Annotated in this window: 17 protein-coding genes; all 17 read right to left on the bottom strand. The window is 34.2% G+C overall.

Annotated features, from left to right (window positions below):
• Positions 1 to 417: 417 nt before the first annotated feature.
• The 17 genes from B9L19_RS03530 to B9L19_RS03450 all read right to left on the bottom strand — a co-directional run bounded on the left by B9L19_RS03530 (position 418) and on the right by B9L19_RS03450 (position 16,623).
• Positions 418 to 2,598 (bottom strand): CAP domain-containing protein, encoded by a 2,181-nt coding sequence (locus B9L19_RS03530; protein ID WP_089113846.1) that lies wholly within the window; start codon positions 2,596 to 2,598, stop codon positions 418 to 420.
• 198 nt (positions 2,599 to 2,796) lie between these two features.
• Positions 2,797 to 3,276, bottom strand: coding sequence for a gamma-glutamylcyclotransferase family protein (locus B9L19_RS03525; protein ID WP_064213516.1), 480 nt, complete (start codon positions 3,274 to 3,276; stop codon positions 2,797 to 2,799).
• A 108-nt stretch (positions 3,277 to 3,384) separates the two neighbouring features.
• Positions 3,385 to 4,341, bottom strand: coding sequence for an amidoligase family protein (locus B9L19_RS03520; RefSeq protein ID WP_042382166.1), 957 nt, complete (start codon positions 4,339 to 4,341; stop codon positions 3,385 to 3,387).
• 644 nt (positions 4,342 to 4,985) lie between these two features.
• Positions 4,986 to 5,834, bottom strand: a complete 849-nt coding sequence (locus tag B9L19_RS03515) for a hypothetical protein (RefSeq protein ID WP_042382168.1) — start codon at positions 5,832 to 5,834, stop codon at positions 4,986 to 4,988.
• 38 nt (positions 5,835 to 5,872) lie between these two features.
• Positions 5,873 to 6,529: a hypothetical protein gene (locus B9L19_RS03510; RefSeq protein WP_042382170.1), complete on the bottom strand. Its 657-nt coding sequence runs from the start codon at positions 6,527 to 6,529 to the stop codon at positions 5,873 to 5,875.
• A 186-nt stretch (positions 6,530 to 6,715) separates the two neighbouring features.
• Positions 6,716 to 7,591 (bottom strand): hypothetical protein, encoded by an 876-nt coding sequence (locus B9L19_RS03505; protein WP_089113845.1) that lies wholly within the window; start codon positions 7,589 to 7,591, stop codon positions 6,716 to 6,718.
• Between the two features lie 27 nt (positions 7,592 to 7,618).
• Positions 7,619 to 8,188 (bottom strand): hypothetical protein, encoded by a 570-nt coding sequence (locus B9L19_RS03500; protein WP_089113844.1) that lies wholly within the window; start codon positions 8,186 to 8,188, stop codon positions 7,619 to 7,621.
• 607 nt (positions 8,189 to 8,795) lie between these two features.
• Positions 8,796 to 9,410, bottom strand: coding sequence for a hypothetical protein (locus tag B9L19_RS03495; RefSeq protein WP_089113843.1), 615 nt, complete (start codon positions 9,408 to 9,410; stop codon positions 8,796 to 8,798).
• A 6-nt stretch (positions 9,411 to 9,416) separates the two neighbouring features.
• A complete protein-coding gene (locus tag B9L19_RS03490; RefSeq protein WP_033019071.1) occupies positions 9,417 to 9,827 on the bottom strand; it encodes a hypothetical protein in 411 nt (136 codons plus the stop codon).
• Positions 9,828 to 9,949: 122 nt separating this feature from the next.
• Positions 9,950 to 10,216, bottom strand: coding sequence for a hypothetical protein (locus B9L19_RS03485; RefSeq protein ID WP_169714167.1), 267 nt, complete (start codon positions 10,214 to 10,216; stop codon positions 9,950 to 9,952).
• Positions 10,217 to 10,687: 471 nt separating this feature from the next.
• Entirely contained in the window at positions 10,688 to 11,356 is a 669-nt protein-coding gene (locus B9L19_RS03480; RefSeq protein ID WP_089113841.1) for a hypothetical protein, read from the bottom strand.
• Between the two features lie 16 nt (positions 11,357 to 11,372).
• Positions 11,373 to 12,095, bottom strand: coding sequence for a hypothetical protein (locus tag B9L19_RS03475; RefSeq protein ID WP_089113840.1), 723 nt, complete (start codon positions 12,093 to 12,095; stop codon positions 11,373 to 11,375).
• Positions 12,095 to 12,856, bottom strand: coding sequence for a hypothetical protein (locus B9L19_RS03470; protein ID WP_089113839.1), 762 nt, complete (start codon positions 12,854 to 12,856; stop codon positions 12,095 to 12,097). The genes B9L19_RS03475 and B9L19_RS03470 overlap by 1 nt, the downstream gene beginning before the upstream one ends.
• A gap of 1,186 nt (positions 12,857 to 14,042) precedes the next feature.
• Positions 14,043 to 14,312: a hypothetical protein gene (locus tag B9L19_RS03465; RefSeq protein ID WP_033026138.1), complete on the bottom strand. Its 270-nt coding sequence runs from the start codon at positions 14,310 to 14,312 to the stop codon at positions 14,043 to 14,045.
• A 319-nt stretch (positions 14,313 to 14,631) separates the two neighbouring features.
• Positions 14,632 to 15,384 (bottom strand): HNH endonuclease family protein, encoded by a 753-nt coding sequence (locus B9L19_RS03460; protein WP_089113838.1) that lies wholly within the window; start codon positions 15,382 to 15,384, stop codon positions 14,632 to 14,634.
• Between the two features lie 29 nt (positions 15,385 to 15,413).
• On the bottom strand, positions 15,414 to 16,073 hold the full coding sequence (locus tag B9L19_RS03455) for a hypothetical protein (protein WP_089113837.1): 660 nt from the start codon (positions 16,071 to 16,073) through the stop codon (positions 15,414 to 15,416).
• Positions 16,074 to 16,092: 19 nt separating this feature from the next.
• On the bottom strand, positions 16,093 to 16,623 hold the full coding sequence (locus tag B9L19_RS03450; protein WP_042382392.1) for a recombinase family protein: 531 nt from the start codon (positions 16,621 to 16,623) through the stop codon (positions 16,093 to 16,095).
• Positions 16,624 to 16,916: the final 293 nt, after the last annotated feature.

The raw sequence follows: 16,916 nt of genomic DNA, 5'->3' as shown, positions 1-16,916 counted from the left end.
GAACCCGCCTTTCGATGATCTTACAGATTAATCTAATTCTTTTTATTGCCGTTTTTAATCGTTCTCTATTTTTATTATTTTTCCCAGTAAAAAACCGCCTTTCTCTTAAAAGAAAGACGGTCTGTTTTTAATTATTATTCCGATTTTACAAACATCCCTAATTCCAATCCTCCAAAGAAAAATAAACAGGCTATTAAAATAATCAACGTTAATATAACTGCGAAAGTAATCCTGTTATACAACCTTACTTTTGGAGTCCTAAAATCATTCGCGCGCATGTTATTACACCTCCTTTTATTTTATATTTGATGTCCACTATGATTTAGCTCACGAATACACTCTTAAAATCGTCTGTTATGTATCGACATAAAAAAGATGATGCTATTTAATAACATCATCTCAAAACTAAACATATATTTATTTTTTAGCCTTTGTAAATGTACCGTTTTTATTATAAATATCACCATTTGTGGGTTGTGCCAATACATAATCATCTTTATCTAAAGGTTTTGTCATATCTGCTATTTTCAGAGAATCAATTTCATACCAATTATCACCAATTTGTATAAATGCATCGGCATGATTATTACCTGCAAGTATCATTGTGTTGTAACCTAATGCATCAAAAAATGCTGAATAAACTTGAGCCATTGCATCACAATCTGTTACTTTATTAACTAAAGTTTCATAAGCTGATTGTGGTTTACCAGTTCTTGGATCACTAGCATTACCTATCCAACCAGCCGCTACCATGCGAGCTTTATATATTTTCTTTATTTCTTCTTTACTTACCTTTTTATCAACTAAATCTTTTAACGCTTGTTCCGCTTGGAATATACCCCTGTATTCTAAAGAATTTACTTTGTAATTTTCTTTTCTATCACCATTTAAATACATATCATAATACTTCGCAAATCTACCATCAACCCAAGGCTCTTTATCTAGTCTCTTTAACTCATTTCTTACGATCTCCATTACTTTGTTATATTCAGCTTGATTCTTTACCCCATATGTGTGTCTTCCATAATCTACTGTGATACCGTTTACGACCTGCTTTTTATTGTTTTGAAGGTACGTATCATAATTTTTCAAGAACACTACAATGTGTGCTCTTAATAGATTTTCTTTTACTCCAAAGGATTCATACGTTTTAGGGTATTTACCATTTTTGTCTGGATAACCATTCGTTATCTTTGCATCATACATGAATTTTACTGCATCTTTTTCCGTTACCGCTTTCTTATAATGTGCTGACGCTAAAATTCGAGCCATTGTCCCACGTGAAATCGGTTTGTACGCATCTGCACGGTTTTTAAAGGTCGCTTTTGTAGGTAACTTATATTTTTCCGCCATTTGATACACAACCGATAAATCAAATTTCGGGTCTTTTGGTTTTGTGTTTTTCAACTCATTAGGATATAAATAACGGAATAAAATCGTTAAAAACTGACCTTCTGTCAATGTGCCCATCGGTTTTAACAAGTTTTCTACTTTCCCCGTTTTCGGGTTTTTCACATTCATATACCCCGTGATATACCCCTTATCTATCGCCCATAACATTGCTTCTGACCAATATTGACCGTCTTTGTAATCAGCATACACCACTTTCGGTTTCGGTGGAGTTTGTTTTGGTGGAGTTGTTGGTGTTGAAGTACCACTCCCTGTTGTGAAAGACCATGTTTTAGTTTTAACAGTATCATCCATTAAATCAGTATAAGTAAATTTTACGGTATATTTTTCATTTTTTAACAACGGGCTTTTAGGAAATAAGAAGTAAGTAAAACTTAAAGCATCTTCCTTGAAAAATACAGGAACTTCTTTTCCTTTACTATCAAACAATTTTCCAACAACATTATCAGGAACAACATTCGATGAAGATGGAGAGAAAGAAATAACATACCCCGATTTTTCTACTTTAAACTCTTCTAAAGGATTAGGTCTTTCAGTTTTACCTACAAATTCTAAACCAACATTAGTTTGTCCATCATAAGGATATATAGACTCCTCTGGATTTGTACCAAACTCTAGAAAATAATAAGTTAAAACCACAATATTATCTACAATAGCAACACCTACACTGGATAATTGAGGGTCTATTAAACGTGTTCTATGCAAAGGTGCATCCATTAATGAATCTATACCTTTATTGATAGACGAAACATTATAAGCTATACCTTCCGAAGAATTAGATACTAATGTTTGTGAACCACCTACAGCTTTTATTCTATCTCCTACATTTTTACCAGTGTAACCTGTCTTTCCTACTGTTTCGCTATGACCGTCTACCCCTGACGAAAAGGTGATATTATTAGCGACTAAATACTTTGCATGATTCTCTGCTGCTTTAATCAAAAACGGATTCAATGTTACAGGTTTTAATCCTATCTTTGCTCTAATTTCATTTATATGATTTAATGCCTCTTGTTGCTCTTTCGTAAACTCATAACTCGATGCTTCAACTTTCGAAGGTTCTACTGATAATGTCGGTAATACCCCTCCTAACGCTAACGAAAACGCTAAACCTAATGATACAACTTTTTTCATCTTTTTACCTCCCATTCGATTTGTCATCAAATATTCGGCTAAAAACTCAATCACTATATAACTGCTCCTTCAACCATTGAAAAATTAAGTGGTTTATTTGATGTCTACATCAAAATTATACTATTTTTTTCTAGGGTTAGACCATAACAATTTATACACATGCACTTTATCTAAAATCATAAAATAACTAGTATCGTTAAATTAACTCAAGTTTTTGTACATTAAGAACCCCCTCTATACGAGGGGGTGTTCTTATATTTCAATACCAGTTTGGATCGCTGCCACTGCTAATGGGTAAGGGTCTATGCCGTTTGCCCTGTACCCCTCTAATATCGTGTCATAATACTTTGCACTCGGTGCTTGCACTGACCTTACAGCTGTATTCATAATATACACTAACGCTTTTATCTCTATGTTATCGCTCTTATCCCCAACTACTATTGTATTGTCATTTATGTTTTCTAACTTTACCTTTATCTCTTCTTTTCGATATAATCCCCTCGCTACTCCCTCATAACGGTCTAAACGCTTTTCATCTTCCTCCGTAATCGCCCACACTACCACAGGAACCTCTTTACCCTTAGCCGGAACTATGTTCGCATAATACCTAAACTCAAGTTCGTAATTTTCTATCTTGCCAGTCCCCACTACTACACTATTCGGACATCTGTTTGCCATTTGAACTAGATTCATATTTGAACCGTAAGCTGCATATAATCTATACTTACTCATGTTTAAACACCTCTTTAGCAATATTTTTATTTATCTACACTTGTACTAATTCATCTTCTCATCAATAAAATCTGTATAAATTTAATTTTTAAAGCCTCCTTTATCCCATTAGAAGATATGGCTGTAATCCTCTACCATCTCATTGGTTACTTTATTCTTGTATGCCGAATTGCCCTCTATGTGCTTTAATAAATGATACCTCATTGTCTTAAATTCATCTCCTATCCCACCCATTTTTAATAACCAGACTCGAAATGTGTATTTAGGATTGTTTGTTACCGTTACCTTATAACTTGCTTTTTTCTGATTTAATGACTGTGCTACGATTAATAACACTAATTGTATAAACGCCTTGATTTTACCTGCATGCAATGTTCCATTAAAAATACGAAATTCCACCGCATTGTATTTACCCCTCAATAAATTATGAAGATTTAATACTTGATATCTCGAATGGTGATATCTATTGTTCCTAGCATTTCTACTTGTCGATGCATCGCCATACCATATGTCAGCAAACTCTTCTAACGTTTTAGGCTTAACTTTGTTTAACTTACGAATGAAATCTTCTGTCAAATCACTGCAATACCTTTTCCTTATGTGATTTACTCTTAATGCTGCACCTAATAAATTTTGCTTCGAATATATGATGTTGCATAAGATTCTTAAACTGTTTGCCGTAAACTTGTCTGAACCAACATGAATATGTAGTCCTGTACTCTCATTTACTTTCGCTTGACCACGCTCCCTTAAATCTCTGATTAAACACTGCAACAACTCTATATCACTGTAATTCAATATCGGACTCACTAACTCACATTTGTATTCATCTGTACCAATATCTACTTTTCTACCTACCAACATTTCTGGTGTTATTGAAGAATCCCTGACTATTTTCCATACTCGATCACAATTGTCGCGAATCTCATACACATCATAAGTACCCCCTCTATATTTGGGAATCGTATCAAAAAATTCTGCCACTAAATTTGCTGCTATCCTCCTCGTCACCCTCGTAAACTCTACCTCCACCCCAAAAGTTAACGACCTCGGATTCACTACCATCTAATCAAAACCTCCACCTAGTTTTATTGCTCAACTTATATAAACTAGGTCTCGGTTTTACTCTTAAAATTGACTCTTCTCATACCTTTTTGAAAAATTTTTGAGGAGTTTTTCAGGATTATCGAGGTTGGAGTTTACTTGTTGATTAAAATGAACAAATTATGCAGGGTGCTCGGTTTGCTCGGTTTGTTCTGGCTGTTCTTCATAAAACCTAGTTGAACTAAATCAGGTGCTCGAAACATTCGATTAAAGAATGAAAAGTATAATGAATATCATTTGTCTTCTGTAGTTGATTACGTTTCGATTGTTTATTTCTGTCTGTGTTCGCTCAACTTTGCTTTAATCATGGTTTTCCTCTCACCTTATATGAACAATTTCAACTTCCTTCTCTTGAAATTGATTTTTCTCTTGAATTTGTTTTTATTTGTCTTGCAAAAATTTCTTACCCCATAAGCGAATACATCTAAATAAAGAACTATCTGCTGTTACTCCCTGTTTCTGATCAGCTACCTCTTATTTTTGCTAATTTATAAGCCACACACCTAAAATTTATCACCATTAAAAAATTAACTCCTAAATTTATTTACTGTTTTTATGAACAAAAAAAAAAAGTCCCCGTAAAAGGGGATTTTTTAGCCGTTCAATTATACTACTCCTTCACCTAAACTTAATAACCAAGCAATTAAGTTACCCAACTCACCCATTACTAGATATAATAAACAAATCGATAAAATAATATAAGTTAAAGCTCTTCTCTTAAAATAAGTAAGATATGCATTCTTATAACGACCTGTATTATCCGCCAAAGAACTTTCTACTTCCTTAATTACTGCTTCAGCATCAGATGAAATAAACTTCACTCTTCCACTCTTCTCTGAACGATTATCAAGTATTGCTTCTCGCGCAATAGGTAACCCAATAAACACTAAATCTATTACCGTAGAACCAATTAGTAAAATTGAAATAATTACTGCACCTATACCAAAGATTACCTGTATTACAGGTATAATAGGCTTTACCCATCTCATTGCCGTATATACATCAGCTTTCGCAGTATCCATAAGCAATGGAACTAACAATTTGGATACTTCCTCATTGGCTGTCGACATGGTGTTTATTATATTTTGTTGTGTCTGTAGAGAAACCGGAGAATTTTGTAACGCATCCACGAAAATACCTAAAGCCTTTTTACGTGACTTGTCTGTGGCATCATCAAAATTTTTGCTGTTAAACTTAATTACCCCATTTGCTTCATCATAAACCAGTATCCTTTTATCAGAACTTTCATTCCCTGATGTTAACTTAAATTCAACTTTTAAATACTCCCCATCTGTTCCCATTTTTGACCAAACTTTTTTCATACCTGCTTTATCCGAAGGAGGGATTTCTATATATTTTACTTCATCCATACCGTTCGCAAACGCACTTATCGAACCTAAACATAACGAGAACAATAAAACTAACATCATTATAAAAGGTGCTCTTTTCTTCATTATTTTCACCTCTTATAGTCTTATTTTAAAACTAATTTCTAAATTCCACTTAACCTTGTAAGTATCCAACTTCCCAATTTCATACCTAAATCTGTGAAGATTGTCGTACTTAATAACACTACACATACCCCGAACATGAATAAAAAGTACACACGCTTCTTTAGATAATTTATAATCATTACTTTAGGTTTATCAGGCTCTCGCTGGATACCTCCCATCATCCCTGCTCCATAACCCGTCATACCCATGACATCACTCTGCGGTGCTGCTATGACTTGTGGCTGAGAACTATTCTGAGCACCTACTACTGCTAATGCTTCATCCGATATCCATCTACCGATCGAAGAACTGTTGCTAGGATTTAATAAATTTCTTAACGGTGGAACCGCAATGTATAAAAGGTCAAGACCAGTAATGAAAAACATTCCTAATGATGCAACCCCTAATATTAACGCTACTATTAAATTTACTAACTCTACTATCGGTGACATGTACATCGATGCGGTGTCGGCTGCTTCCTTATCTACTCCTACACCATCAAATAATGTTTCTATAACTGCAGTTTCCTCTTGTTTAGAATCCTCTATCCCGTTAAAAGATTCTGCATGTGCACCACTAGCAAACATCACTACTAGGAAAAGCAATAACAAACCTAATACAGCAAATCTCAAATTTCTATTTTCTACACGAACCAACTTTACATCATTCCCTTCAGGTTTTTATTGAACCTGATACATATATTCTTTGTCGCTCAAATTATCTTGAATTTTGTCTTTCTCTTAACAACTCTAAAAATTTATCTCCCAAACTTTTCAATGAATTAGGTTAGTATAAAAGCGAAATAAAAAAGGGTAAGATTGACTTACCCCTTTTTATGGTTATTATTGAAGTTCAAATTTAAACGAAAGTGTATAACTAACTGTTTCTACTTTTTCAAAAGAGTTACCATGTTTTGCTTCAAAAACCATATCTGCATCCGAATTTGCCGCAATTGCTCCAACAAGCACGTTGGAAAGTCCTTTATCATAGAGTGTGCCTCCATTATTGATAAGTGCCCAACCAGTGTCAGCTCTAGTTCCAATTGCTAATTTCTTACTGTCCGTCTTGTTTAAACCTTTCCATTCAGTGTCTGTATAAGTGTCTGGTAATACACTTTGGAAACCTTTATTAATTGTATCTTGATCCATCTTAAAATCTACAATTGTCACATTAACAGGTGCATTCGTATTGTTAATGATTTTCAATCTTGGAGATACAAAACTATCTGTATTTGGATCAATAGCAAAAGAAACTGTAAGTGGTACAACACAATCGATAACTGTACTACTGATTATTCCATTAACTTTCGTGGAACCTGTGGCAGGTGAAGCAGATGCTGCCCCAAGGTCTACGAAAGGGTTACCGTATGTTGTTGCGTATGTGTGTGCTGCAGAACCAGAATAACCTTTAATTGTTATACTTGTGTCAATGGCTTGCACCGCAATGTTTGTTACTTTATTAGGAATTTCAACTGAAGTTACTAACGAAGCTGGCGTGAAAACAAAAGCACCTATCATTTCTACTGGCTTTCCATTATATGTGTCTGGAACTACAACATCTCCACCCGGTCCTGTATAACCTATTATTGCATAATAGGTTCCATTATCTTGATATATAAAATCAGTAGGTGATGATGCAAATGCACTCATTGTAAATGGACTACTTGTAAATATACCAAGAGTCAATAATAAAACTAATATTACTGTGAATTTTTTCATTGTTATCTTCCTCCTGTTTTCAATAAATCAAGGTTTTTCAACTTTAATGATTAATGGTGTTTCTAATGTATTGATGTATTCCTTTGTCTTTGCATTGTAGACATGTAATCTTGATTTAACTCGGTGTTCACCTTCGGTTAAGAAGTCTAAATTTACCTTAGTTTTCGGTAAGTATTGACCTGGTAATAATGTTGGACTTTGGAATAATACCTTTTCTCCTTGTACAACATCCACTTGAATTACTTTATCTTTATTAAAACCATCTAACACGTTTTTAACATCCCAGATTAATTCACCCCCTTTATAAATAGCACTTGTACCTACATGCATGTGATACATAGATTTATTTGTTTCTTCTTGAAGTACTTTTTCCATATCTTTAGAATTTGAATTACCATCACCATAAACTCCATATCCTCTGTTATCTTTCATGTGATTTTTTCCTTTTGTTCCAATAAAATCATTACCCCCCTCGCTTAACCAATAACCTGTTGCTGCTGATACTACTAATAAAAATGCTGCCAAGATACCAAGAATCCTTTTCTTCTTTTTTCTACTGTTTTTAGGTGTTGCTTCTGCGACTTTTTCTTTTCTCATTGCTATACATCTCCTTTTTTATTTTTTGTATGAAAAAATTTGTAATACCCGTTTCGTTTTAAAAGCCCACCTCGCAGTACGGAAAGAGAGAAAGTTTACTGCGAGGTGATAAATGTGTTTAAAGGAGGTGATGAATGAATATGAAAGGATTTAACAACTTTCACTTACTATAAGTTCACTCTCCCATCAGATGTTGAAATTCATTAAATCTCTTTACTTTTTTAAAATTTTTCTGTCATTTTTATAAGTGAATAATGAGATGCACAAATGATCGTGTTAGAGGATTTATCGGGAAAAATAAAAAAGTGTAGTACCCTACACTTAACATGGGGGCTACACTCCATTTATTCGATCTGTACAAGTAAAATCTTTATTTTTAATACTTAATCCGAATTTATCAACGAAATAAAAAAGTGTTCTTTTGATAAACTCTCTTCAACCTTAGTAGGGTGTTTGGTCTGTTCGGTAAATTTAATTATGTAGTTTTAATGGAACCTAAAATTTATCACCTTTGATTTTTTAACTCGCCTTTTTATTCCGTTTTTCTAAACAAATAAAAAGAGAGGTCTTTAAAACCTCTCCCTTTTATTAACAATTAGCGATTATTTTATTTATACCCGTACATTAAAGTGGTACCTCTTCTTTTCATATCTGCCCTAATTTTCTTTTGCCAATGTGCCTGCTTCCTTTCGGCTAAATCTCTAATAGCAAAATACAAAACTTTTAAGGATTCAAACTCTGGTCTACCTTTAAATGGTCCAGCTAACATAGCCACTATACGAGCAGCAGCGAATACGTCTTCATGTGACCAACCTCTAAAATAATTATCTAAATATTTCGGACTCCTATTTGGTAACTTCTTTGCAAGTTCTAATATTCCTTCAATATCATCCACTGTTAATAAACCTGAATTACTAGCTATAAGTTTAAAATATTCTTTATCCCAATCGACTCCCTCTGATAAATCTCTACCATCATCGTAAAGAGTACGAACAGGGATCTTATTACCAGTCGCCATCGCTCTTAAAACCCTTACCTTTCTTATATCAAGGTCACCATCAGGTGTTACAAAACCGTTCTCTTTCATGAAATTTACTATTAACTCCGCATCTTCCGGATAATTATAACGCATTGAGTCAGAACTTACACGCATTCCTAACGCTTGCATGTAACTTCTAACATCTGGAAAGGCTAAACAAATTCTCTTCGTATTTATACCCATAATAAGTTACCCCCTAATAGTTTCTTTTTCCTTTACTTTGCGCTGTCTCTTAACTTCTAAACCTTTTACATACACACCGTCATGCTTTAACGTGTAAATGTATTCTACATTAATACGATAGCGTTCCCATAAACCATCTGCTCCATACAACTTTGCAACACTTACTATGTCTGCATTTAATACCTGAAAACTATTAACTACCATCTCTACAGGTATCGACAAACCCGTACGCTGTGCAAAATGACGGTTAGCTTCAATTCGATTATTGATTAACTCTTGATACACTTGCTCAATCGATTTGTTACCAGTGAAAACTTTCTTTAACTCAATACCCAAACCTGCTGGATACCCGTCACAACTTACGAAAAAACCTTTCCCCTCACAACGACCATCAATGACAATTGCTCTAGTACTCATGAATACAACCCTCCTCTCTTTATTTTTTTTTTTGATTTAATAAGATTGATGCTTATTAAATCTTACCTAATATAAAAAATGTCTGTGTTACACTCTTGAAAATAAAATTTATCTGCCACAACCTAACCTTCTAACCTACGGTAAAATTCATCTTCAAATGAATTGAATGACACCTTATAACCTAACTGTTGCTCTAACAAACGCCATTCTTCCTTCAATCTCGCTTTTCTGCGCGCAATCTGTCTCCTGCTTAACTCTCCATCACAAGAGAGATTCTCTGGTTGCATCATATAGTAAATCCTGCTGAACGCTTCGAAAAAATACGGTGGTAACAATGCGTAATCCTTCTTCGGTAATGGTTTTAGTTTCTTCTCGAATTGCACCTCCAATTGCACCTCCTCTCCTTTTAGTGTTTTGCTGTTGGTCTGGACTTGATAATGAACTTTCATTATCTTTCTAATGTCCTATCTACTATATTTAAAATCCATCAAATTATCTTGAAATTGACTCTTCTCAAAGCATATTTTGAAATTTTTCATACACAAAATGAAAAATGTCTCCGCCAATCCTCTCTAAAAGCGAACTTTATTTGAGGTGAAAAATAAAAAGATGTCATCCCCTATAGTCAGAGAGAGATACGACACCTTTAATTGATTGTTTACTACCTAATTGTGCTACCTTCTAAAAGCAAATCACACATTTTAAACAAAATAACCTAATTACTAACTTCTTTACGATCCTTTATAAGTTGATTTATTACGAAGTAACTAACGAATTTTTTATACTTTATTGTCTTCAACACCATTAATACTCTAGAACCGTATCCTAAACTCCTGTTTTCTTTTACTTGTCCATATCCATTAATAAGCTAATCTGATTTGTATTGTAGTACACTCATGATCTACGCTCTCTACCGATTCACCGCCAAGAATACCATCAAAAAATTTATCTGGCTCCTCAAAGAAATACATGTTTAGGTTGGCTGATTTCATATATCTCGATGGTAGCTTTATGTTCATGTTTACTTCCGCATATACTAAACTCCAAGAATCATCTGGTTTTATTAACGCTATTAACGCTCGATTACTTATCCCATCACTCAAAAACTTCATCTGTATTAAACTACCAATCACCCTTAATAATGAAACCTCATCTACCTCTCTCGTTAGCTTTATTGCAAAGATGCCAAAACCACCAAGTAACCCTGCATTAGTAAAATACCTTATCTCTCTGGTCCATTCACAACAAAATCTATTACAAATCTGCACCTTATAAGATAAAGCTCCGACAGTAACAGATAACAACTCTTCCTTTGACATTTTAGACTTAATCATTCGGCTTATATACTCATCTGGATACGGTCGAAGTATCGAACTAACAACAGAATAAGCAATAGATGCCCAATTTTCTTCTCTATACGGTGACTTCGATTTGCTTATCAATTCTTCAAAGCTCAAAGGGTTTAAATTACCCCTGATAACATGAATATCTTGAGGCGGTCTATACGTCTCTATCGTATTTAAGAACATACGGTATCACCACCCGTTAAATGAATAGATTCTGCTGATCTAATTCTTTGAACACTCTTGCTACCTGTGATTCGATAGATAGCTTATAACCATCTACCTCTGCAAACTCACCATTCAAAAATCTAGTTATTAATTCTTTTTCCGCCTCATACTTCTTATCTTCACTATTTAAAATGTAAAGCAAGTGCGCTAATTTCGTTTTGTCTGCCTTTTCAAACATGCTGCTGACCATAAAATGAGATAAATTACCCAAAAGGATTAACTCCTCCTCACACTCTGCTAGTAACATGAACTTGTGTTTTTCAGGATGTGGCAGAAACTTGGCAATCCCTGGTATAAAGAAATCTAAATTCTGATGATCATGTCCCGTGTTTGCCCTAAACTGAGCCATCGCAGAATCTACTTCCCCGCGCAAAATAAGATCAACCGTATCCTTTCCAATTTTCTCTAATAATTTCTTGTTTGCGTAACTTACAAAAACCTCTACTGCATTAATCGAACTTATATTAAATTCTTTTTTTGTCCTCTCATAATTAAATTTTGTTTTAATTAAGAAACGCATTTTCTCCTTTGCTTGACTTTGCTTTAACCAAGCAAGAGATTTTACATAACTTACAATCTCCATTAACGCATTCAATTTCCGCAATTCTAACTCCCTTGTCTCTTCATCAATGTCGTTTTTATTTAAGTTAGATTGCGTTACCTTAACAGCTTCTTCAATCATCTTTAAAGTCTTCATTACCCCTCTCTCCTTTCACTACTTTTATCCAAAGTTTCTAAATCAGATTCAATAGCAAGAAGAACTATATCGAACTCAATCTGACTGCTGTTATATAAACGAAATGCCTCTTTTGTAGTCGAAAATGCCTCGTCATCATGCTCTAAAATCCCACGTAGTATTACTCTCTTTCCCTCGTCTTCTTGCCCATATTTAGCACTCGTTCTATCATGGTTCGCTTGAAAGATTAAAAACTTCTCCTCTGGAGATAAATCTACTTTTGCTGTCAAATCTGATAAGATGTCAATTAGATACATTGGATTCCTTAAACTGAAAGCACCCCCTCCATGCTTTTGAGTACAAAATGCTAACAAATCGACTAGATATGACCTTTTAATGTTTCGTAAACCCGAACTGATACGGAACTGCTCCATTGCCCCTTTCAATTCCTCATGAGAACTACTATTTACAATCGAATCAATAGTGCTCTCTCCTACTTTCCTTTCTATTTCAGCATTAAACCTGTTATTAGAAGCCCTTACTGCATCTTTAGACATGTTTAAAGGTTCCTTTAACCTACCTGCCCATAAATTGTATTTCTTCATTAAATCATCGCTAGGCTCATGCCAGAGCAAATAATTTTCGATGTAATAAAATACTTCTGTTAACGCTTTTAGCTTGCTCAATTCTAGTTCTCTTACCTCTTCACTTAATTCACTCGAATTAAGCCTGCCTTGCACCTTTTTTAACGCTGCACCTAATTTCTGCCATAACATCATCATCTGCACCAACTCCTTTCTTAGCAAATTACAAAACTCTAAATAGCTAAATAATTTAATCCCATTAAAACAACTAAAATAATACTTCTTTTCACCTCTTTTATAGGAATTGATGGAATTTAGGAAAAATAAGTGACTTATTCTTCGGATTTGATTTGTTTTTATTCCTGCAAAAATTCCGTAAACCTAGTGATAAGCAAATTTAAGAAAAAATGAAAGATAGACCAAACCTTTTCCTCAACAAAATCCTCAGAATTAAATCCTAAGTACTATATTTTATCTGCACCGCATACTCTTGAAATTCGAACCTTCTCCATTCAAAATTCAAATTATTTCTTAATTGAATATTTAAGACTGCTGCTAATAATTAAGCGCAGTCTTATACAAGCCTAAATATCGAAAGAAATTATGTATTTGTGCTTATAAAACAGATTAAGTAAAGCTAAATCAACGTTTTTTAACGTTTACGATCCATCTCAACTCCATACGGTTATGAAAAGTTGGAATAGATGAGAAAATCCACTAAAATCAAAAGACTGTTCAAGCATTTTCTATTAAAAGGGGATAATTTAGCATAATAGAGGTTTTTATATTTTTAGAGGAACTCTCGCTTTTTGAAGGATTATCGGTGACATAGACGCACTATCGTTTTATAAAAATATCTGGAGTTTTATAAAATTTGTCTCCTCCCTGTTCGGTTTTTTATAAAAATGTCGCCTCTTTTATAAAACTTGTTCCCTCCTTGTTCGGTTTTTTATAAAAATCTCTCCACTTTTATAAAACTTGTCACTCGACTGTTCAATTTTTTATAAAAATGTCTTCCCTTTTATAAAACTTACTCTCTCCCAGTTCGGTTTTTTATAAAAATCTCTTCCTTTTTATAAAACCTACTCTCCCACAGTTCGATTTTTTATAAAAATGTCTGAACCGTTATAAAACATTCTGCTCGGTTGTTCGATTTTTTATAAAATATCCGGCTTTTTATAATTCGTTTGACTGCCTCACGTTCCCTGAAACAAAAATAACTCTGCCAGTAAAAAGTCGTACCCCCATAGCGAGGGGATCACTTACTATTTACCAGTAGAGCTATCACGTACTTTTATTTACACTTTGTGGTGTTTTTACTGAAAGTCGTTTGTTATTAACCAAATTTATACTTTTTATCATACAAAATCTGTACTTTTAAACATCAATATTCACTCGGCAACATGAACGTATAGTATTTCATACCATCTTGTTCTTCATACACCGCCCAAACAACTTCATCAAACAAAACCTTTTCTATCACCATTAGCAACCTTCCGTTCCCATCTTCTACTATTGTCAAATCACCTTCTGTTCTTTTAAACACTAAAAAATCTTCCCTGCCCATGAAGTTTCGAATTACAAGCGATATTACCAAATCCCAATCGTAACATCCTAACTCTTTTATACCAACCGTTTGAAAGATTTTTACCACAACGACCCCTCCTCCCTTAAAGTGTTTGATATGTTACCTCGTTAATGACACCAAAGCAACTTTTATTACGAAAAAATGACTTTTTACTTTCTAAACGAGATAAAATATACGACTGGCGATCCTTAACTGTCAAAATTTTTAATCCATACCCTAAACAATAAAGCGAGGTTCCAGATTTACCGATCTGCACCTCGCTTTAACCTTGCTACTATTCGATATCTCTCATTACCAAATTTACCCATACCATACTCCTTTAACTACTTTTTATACTTAACCATCAGAACACCTTTTACACAACCACTTCTTGTCTACTTAACCTTTAACTAGCTTTTACCTTTTTAGCTTTATTTGCTAAATGACCTACACCAAGCGATGATAAAGTCTCCTGAATCTTTTGCTTAATTAGCTTACGAAAGATAGTTGCATGTTCTTTATTTTCATCCTTGTGTACTATTTCTAAGTTCTCAGGTCGATTATCATCATTGTCTAGATTTCTATGATTAATTTGGTGCTCAGCATCTTCACCTAAAGCTAACTCTATCGCATCTTGTCCGAAATATAACGCTGTTATAATTTGATGGTTTTTATAAGCAATTTTTCTATATCTTAAATTATTTTTAGGATATAAAATCCCTTTAAAGGACTTGTCACTTAAAGTCTGCTTATTTTCTCTTAACCACTCTCCAGAAGATGTTAAAAATCTCTTACCGTCATAAACCATCTTCTCTTCACCAGTGAGATATTTTGTTAAAAAGATTCTATCGCCCTTTACCCCATATTTATAAACTTTATTGTTGTAATGATACACTTCACCCGTTTTCCGATTCACAAAGATGCTATACTCGTCTAATGTAGTATGATGGATGCCATCAAATACCTTTACCTTGTTTTTACGCATCACACCTGCTCCTATTTGCTTGTCATCCCAATAAGGCTTTATCTCTACATCATTACTATCCTCATCAACAATAGGAACCCACTTTTTCCAATGTTTTTCTACTTCTTCATCAGTAAACGAAACATCTACAACATACAATTCACCTGTTTTGGCACAAATAACCTGATATTTCATTTCTATGCACTCCTCTCTAATTTTTTGTGCTACGCCCAACAACGATTTTCGTAATGAACCATTAAAACTTCTAACTGTGGCTCGGATAACTTACGGTCTTGTTCCCACATTACCATTACAATCTCTTTGATTTTATCTTTTAGACCTAATGCCTTTACTAAAGTTTCATTTTCTAGAATTTCCTTTAATAAATCACCAAAATTAAACTCATCTTTCAGTTTTGCTAAACGGTTTATAGCTGCTTTGTTATTCATTAACGCTTGCCTGATTACATTGCGAATATTTACACCTTTTTCTATTGCAATTAATTCCTCTAACTCTTCAAACTCTCTTACAGCTCTATCCATATCAAGGTCTATATCGTCTATTAAACTATCAACATCTAAACCCAATTTTTCATCAGCTATATACTCTAGACTAATTCCTTTATAGTCACTTTCAAGTTCCTCTTCACCAATCAGTAAACAGATTTCTTTTTTCCTAGATAACATCATTTTTGTATTACGCTCACAACTGTAAGCAAAGGCTCCTAAACTGTTTTCCTCAGGTAAATTACCCCTACGAGTATTTAATTGACGAAGATAAAATACACCTGCCCATTCACGCTCTCTACTAGTTGTCGGTGTTCCTACTTCTAACATCACCTCAAACATCTCTTGGCTCGTAGGGTTTATCGAAAATGTTAACATTTCTCTCTACCTCCAATCTTTAATCAAATATTTTCACATAGTTATAAAACGTATGTTGCTGAATTCTTAACTCCTCAGCTATCTCTCTAACCGTCTTTTCCCCTGCTTTATACTTTAAGAAAGCTTCGTAAAACCCCTCTGGATAACCACTGCTAGGTCTGCCTGTTCTTTTCGACTTGCGGAAACGTTCCTCTTCTACCAACTTATCATTGAATTTCATTGCCTTTTCTAAAATCTCCAACCCCTCTTTAGAAGTAAATGACTCCTCATCATACGTCTTATTTAAAATCTCCAACTCAACGCCTTTCTTTCTTAAAGACTTTACAAACTCGCAAACCTCATATAACGAATTGCAAATATTACCTAAACTACTGATGACTAATGTGTCGCCACTTCTTAATTGACCCATCATCTTTTCATACTGCTTTAAATCCGTGAATCCATTCGGTGCTACCAAGTCGACATACAATTTATCTGGTAACGCTACACCTTCAAAGTTTAATAACTCCTGATACTTTTTAGCCCTGATATAACCTACTCGCTTGCCCATTGTTATGAACCCCCTCACTTTTAAAATCCAACTGCTGCTCCTAACCCAATTAGCATACTGCACATCGCCATTAAGCTGATACACGATGCGATCCTCGATACTCGTGAAGAATCTGAATCAAAAAAAGTATGCAATAACGGTATTGCTACGAATATTGACACCGCTGTTATGAAATAGAACATTGCCGATAGGAAATTTGCCATTGCTAACAGCCTCCCATTCTTTTTTGTAATTTTTTACTCATTTAGTATTTATTACCTATACGTTGTTTGAAGTATAGCATGACGTTACAA

Source organism: Geobacillus thermocatenulatus (assembly GCF_002217655.1).
GTDB classification, from domain to species: domain Bacteria; phylum Bacillota; class Bacilli; order Bacillales; family Anoxybacillaceae; genus Geobacillus; species Geobacillus thermocatenulatus.
The sequence above is the reverse complement of the archived record's forward strand: the minus strand, read 5'-3'. Positions and strand labels throughout refer to the sequence as shown.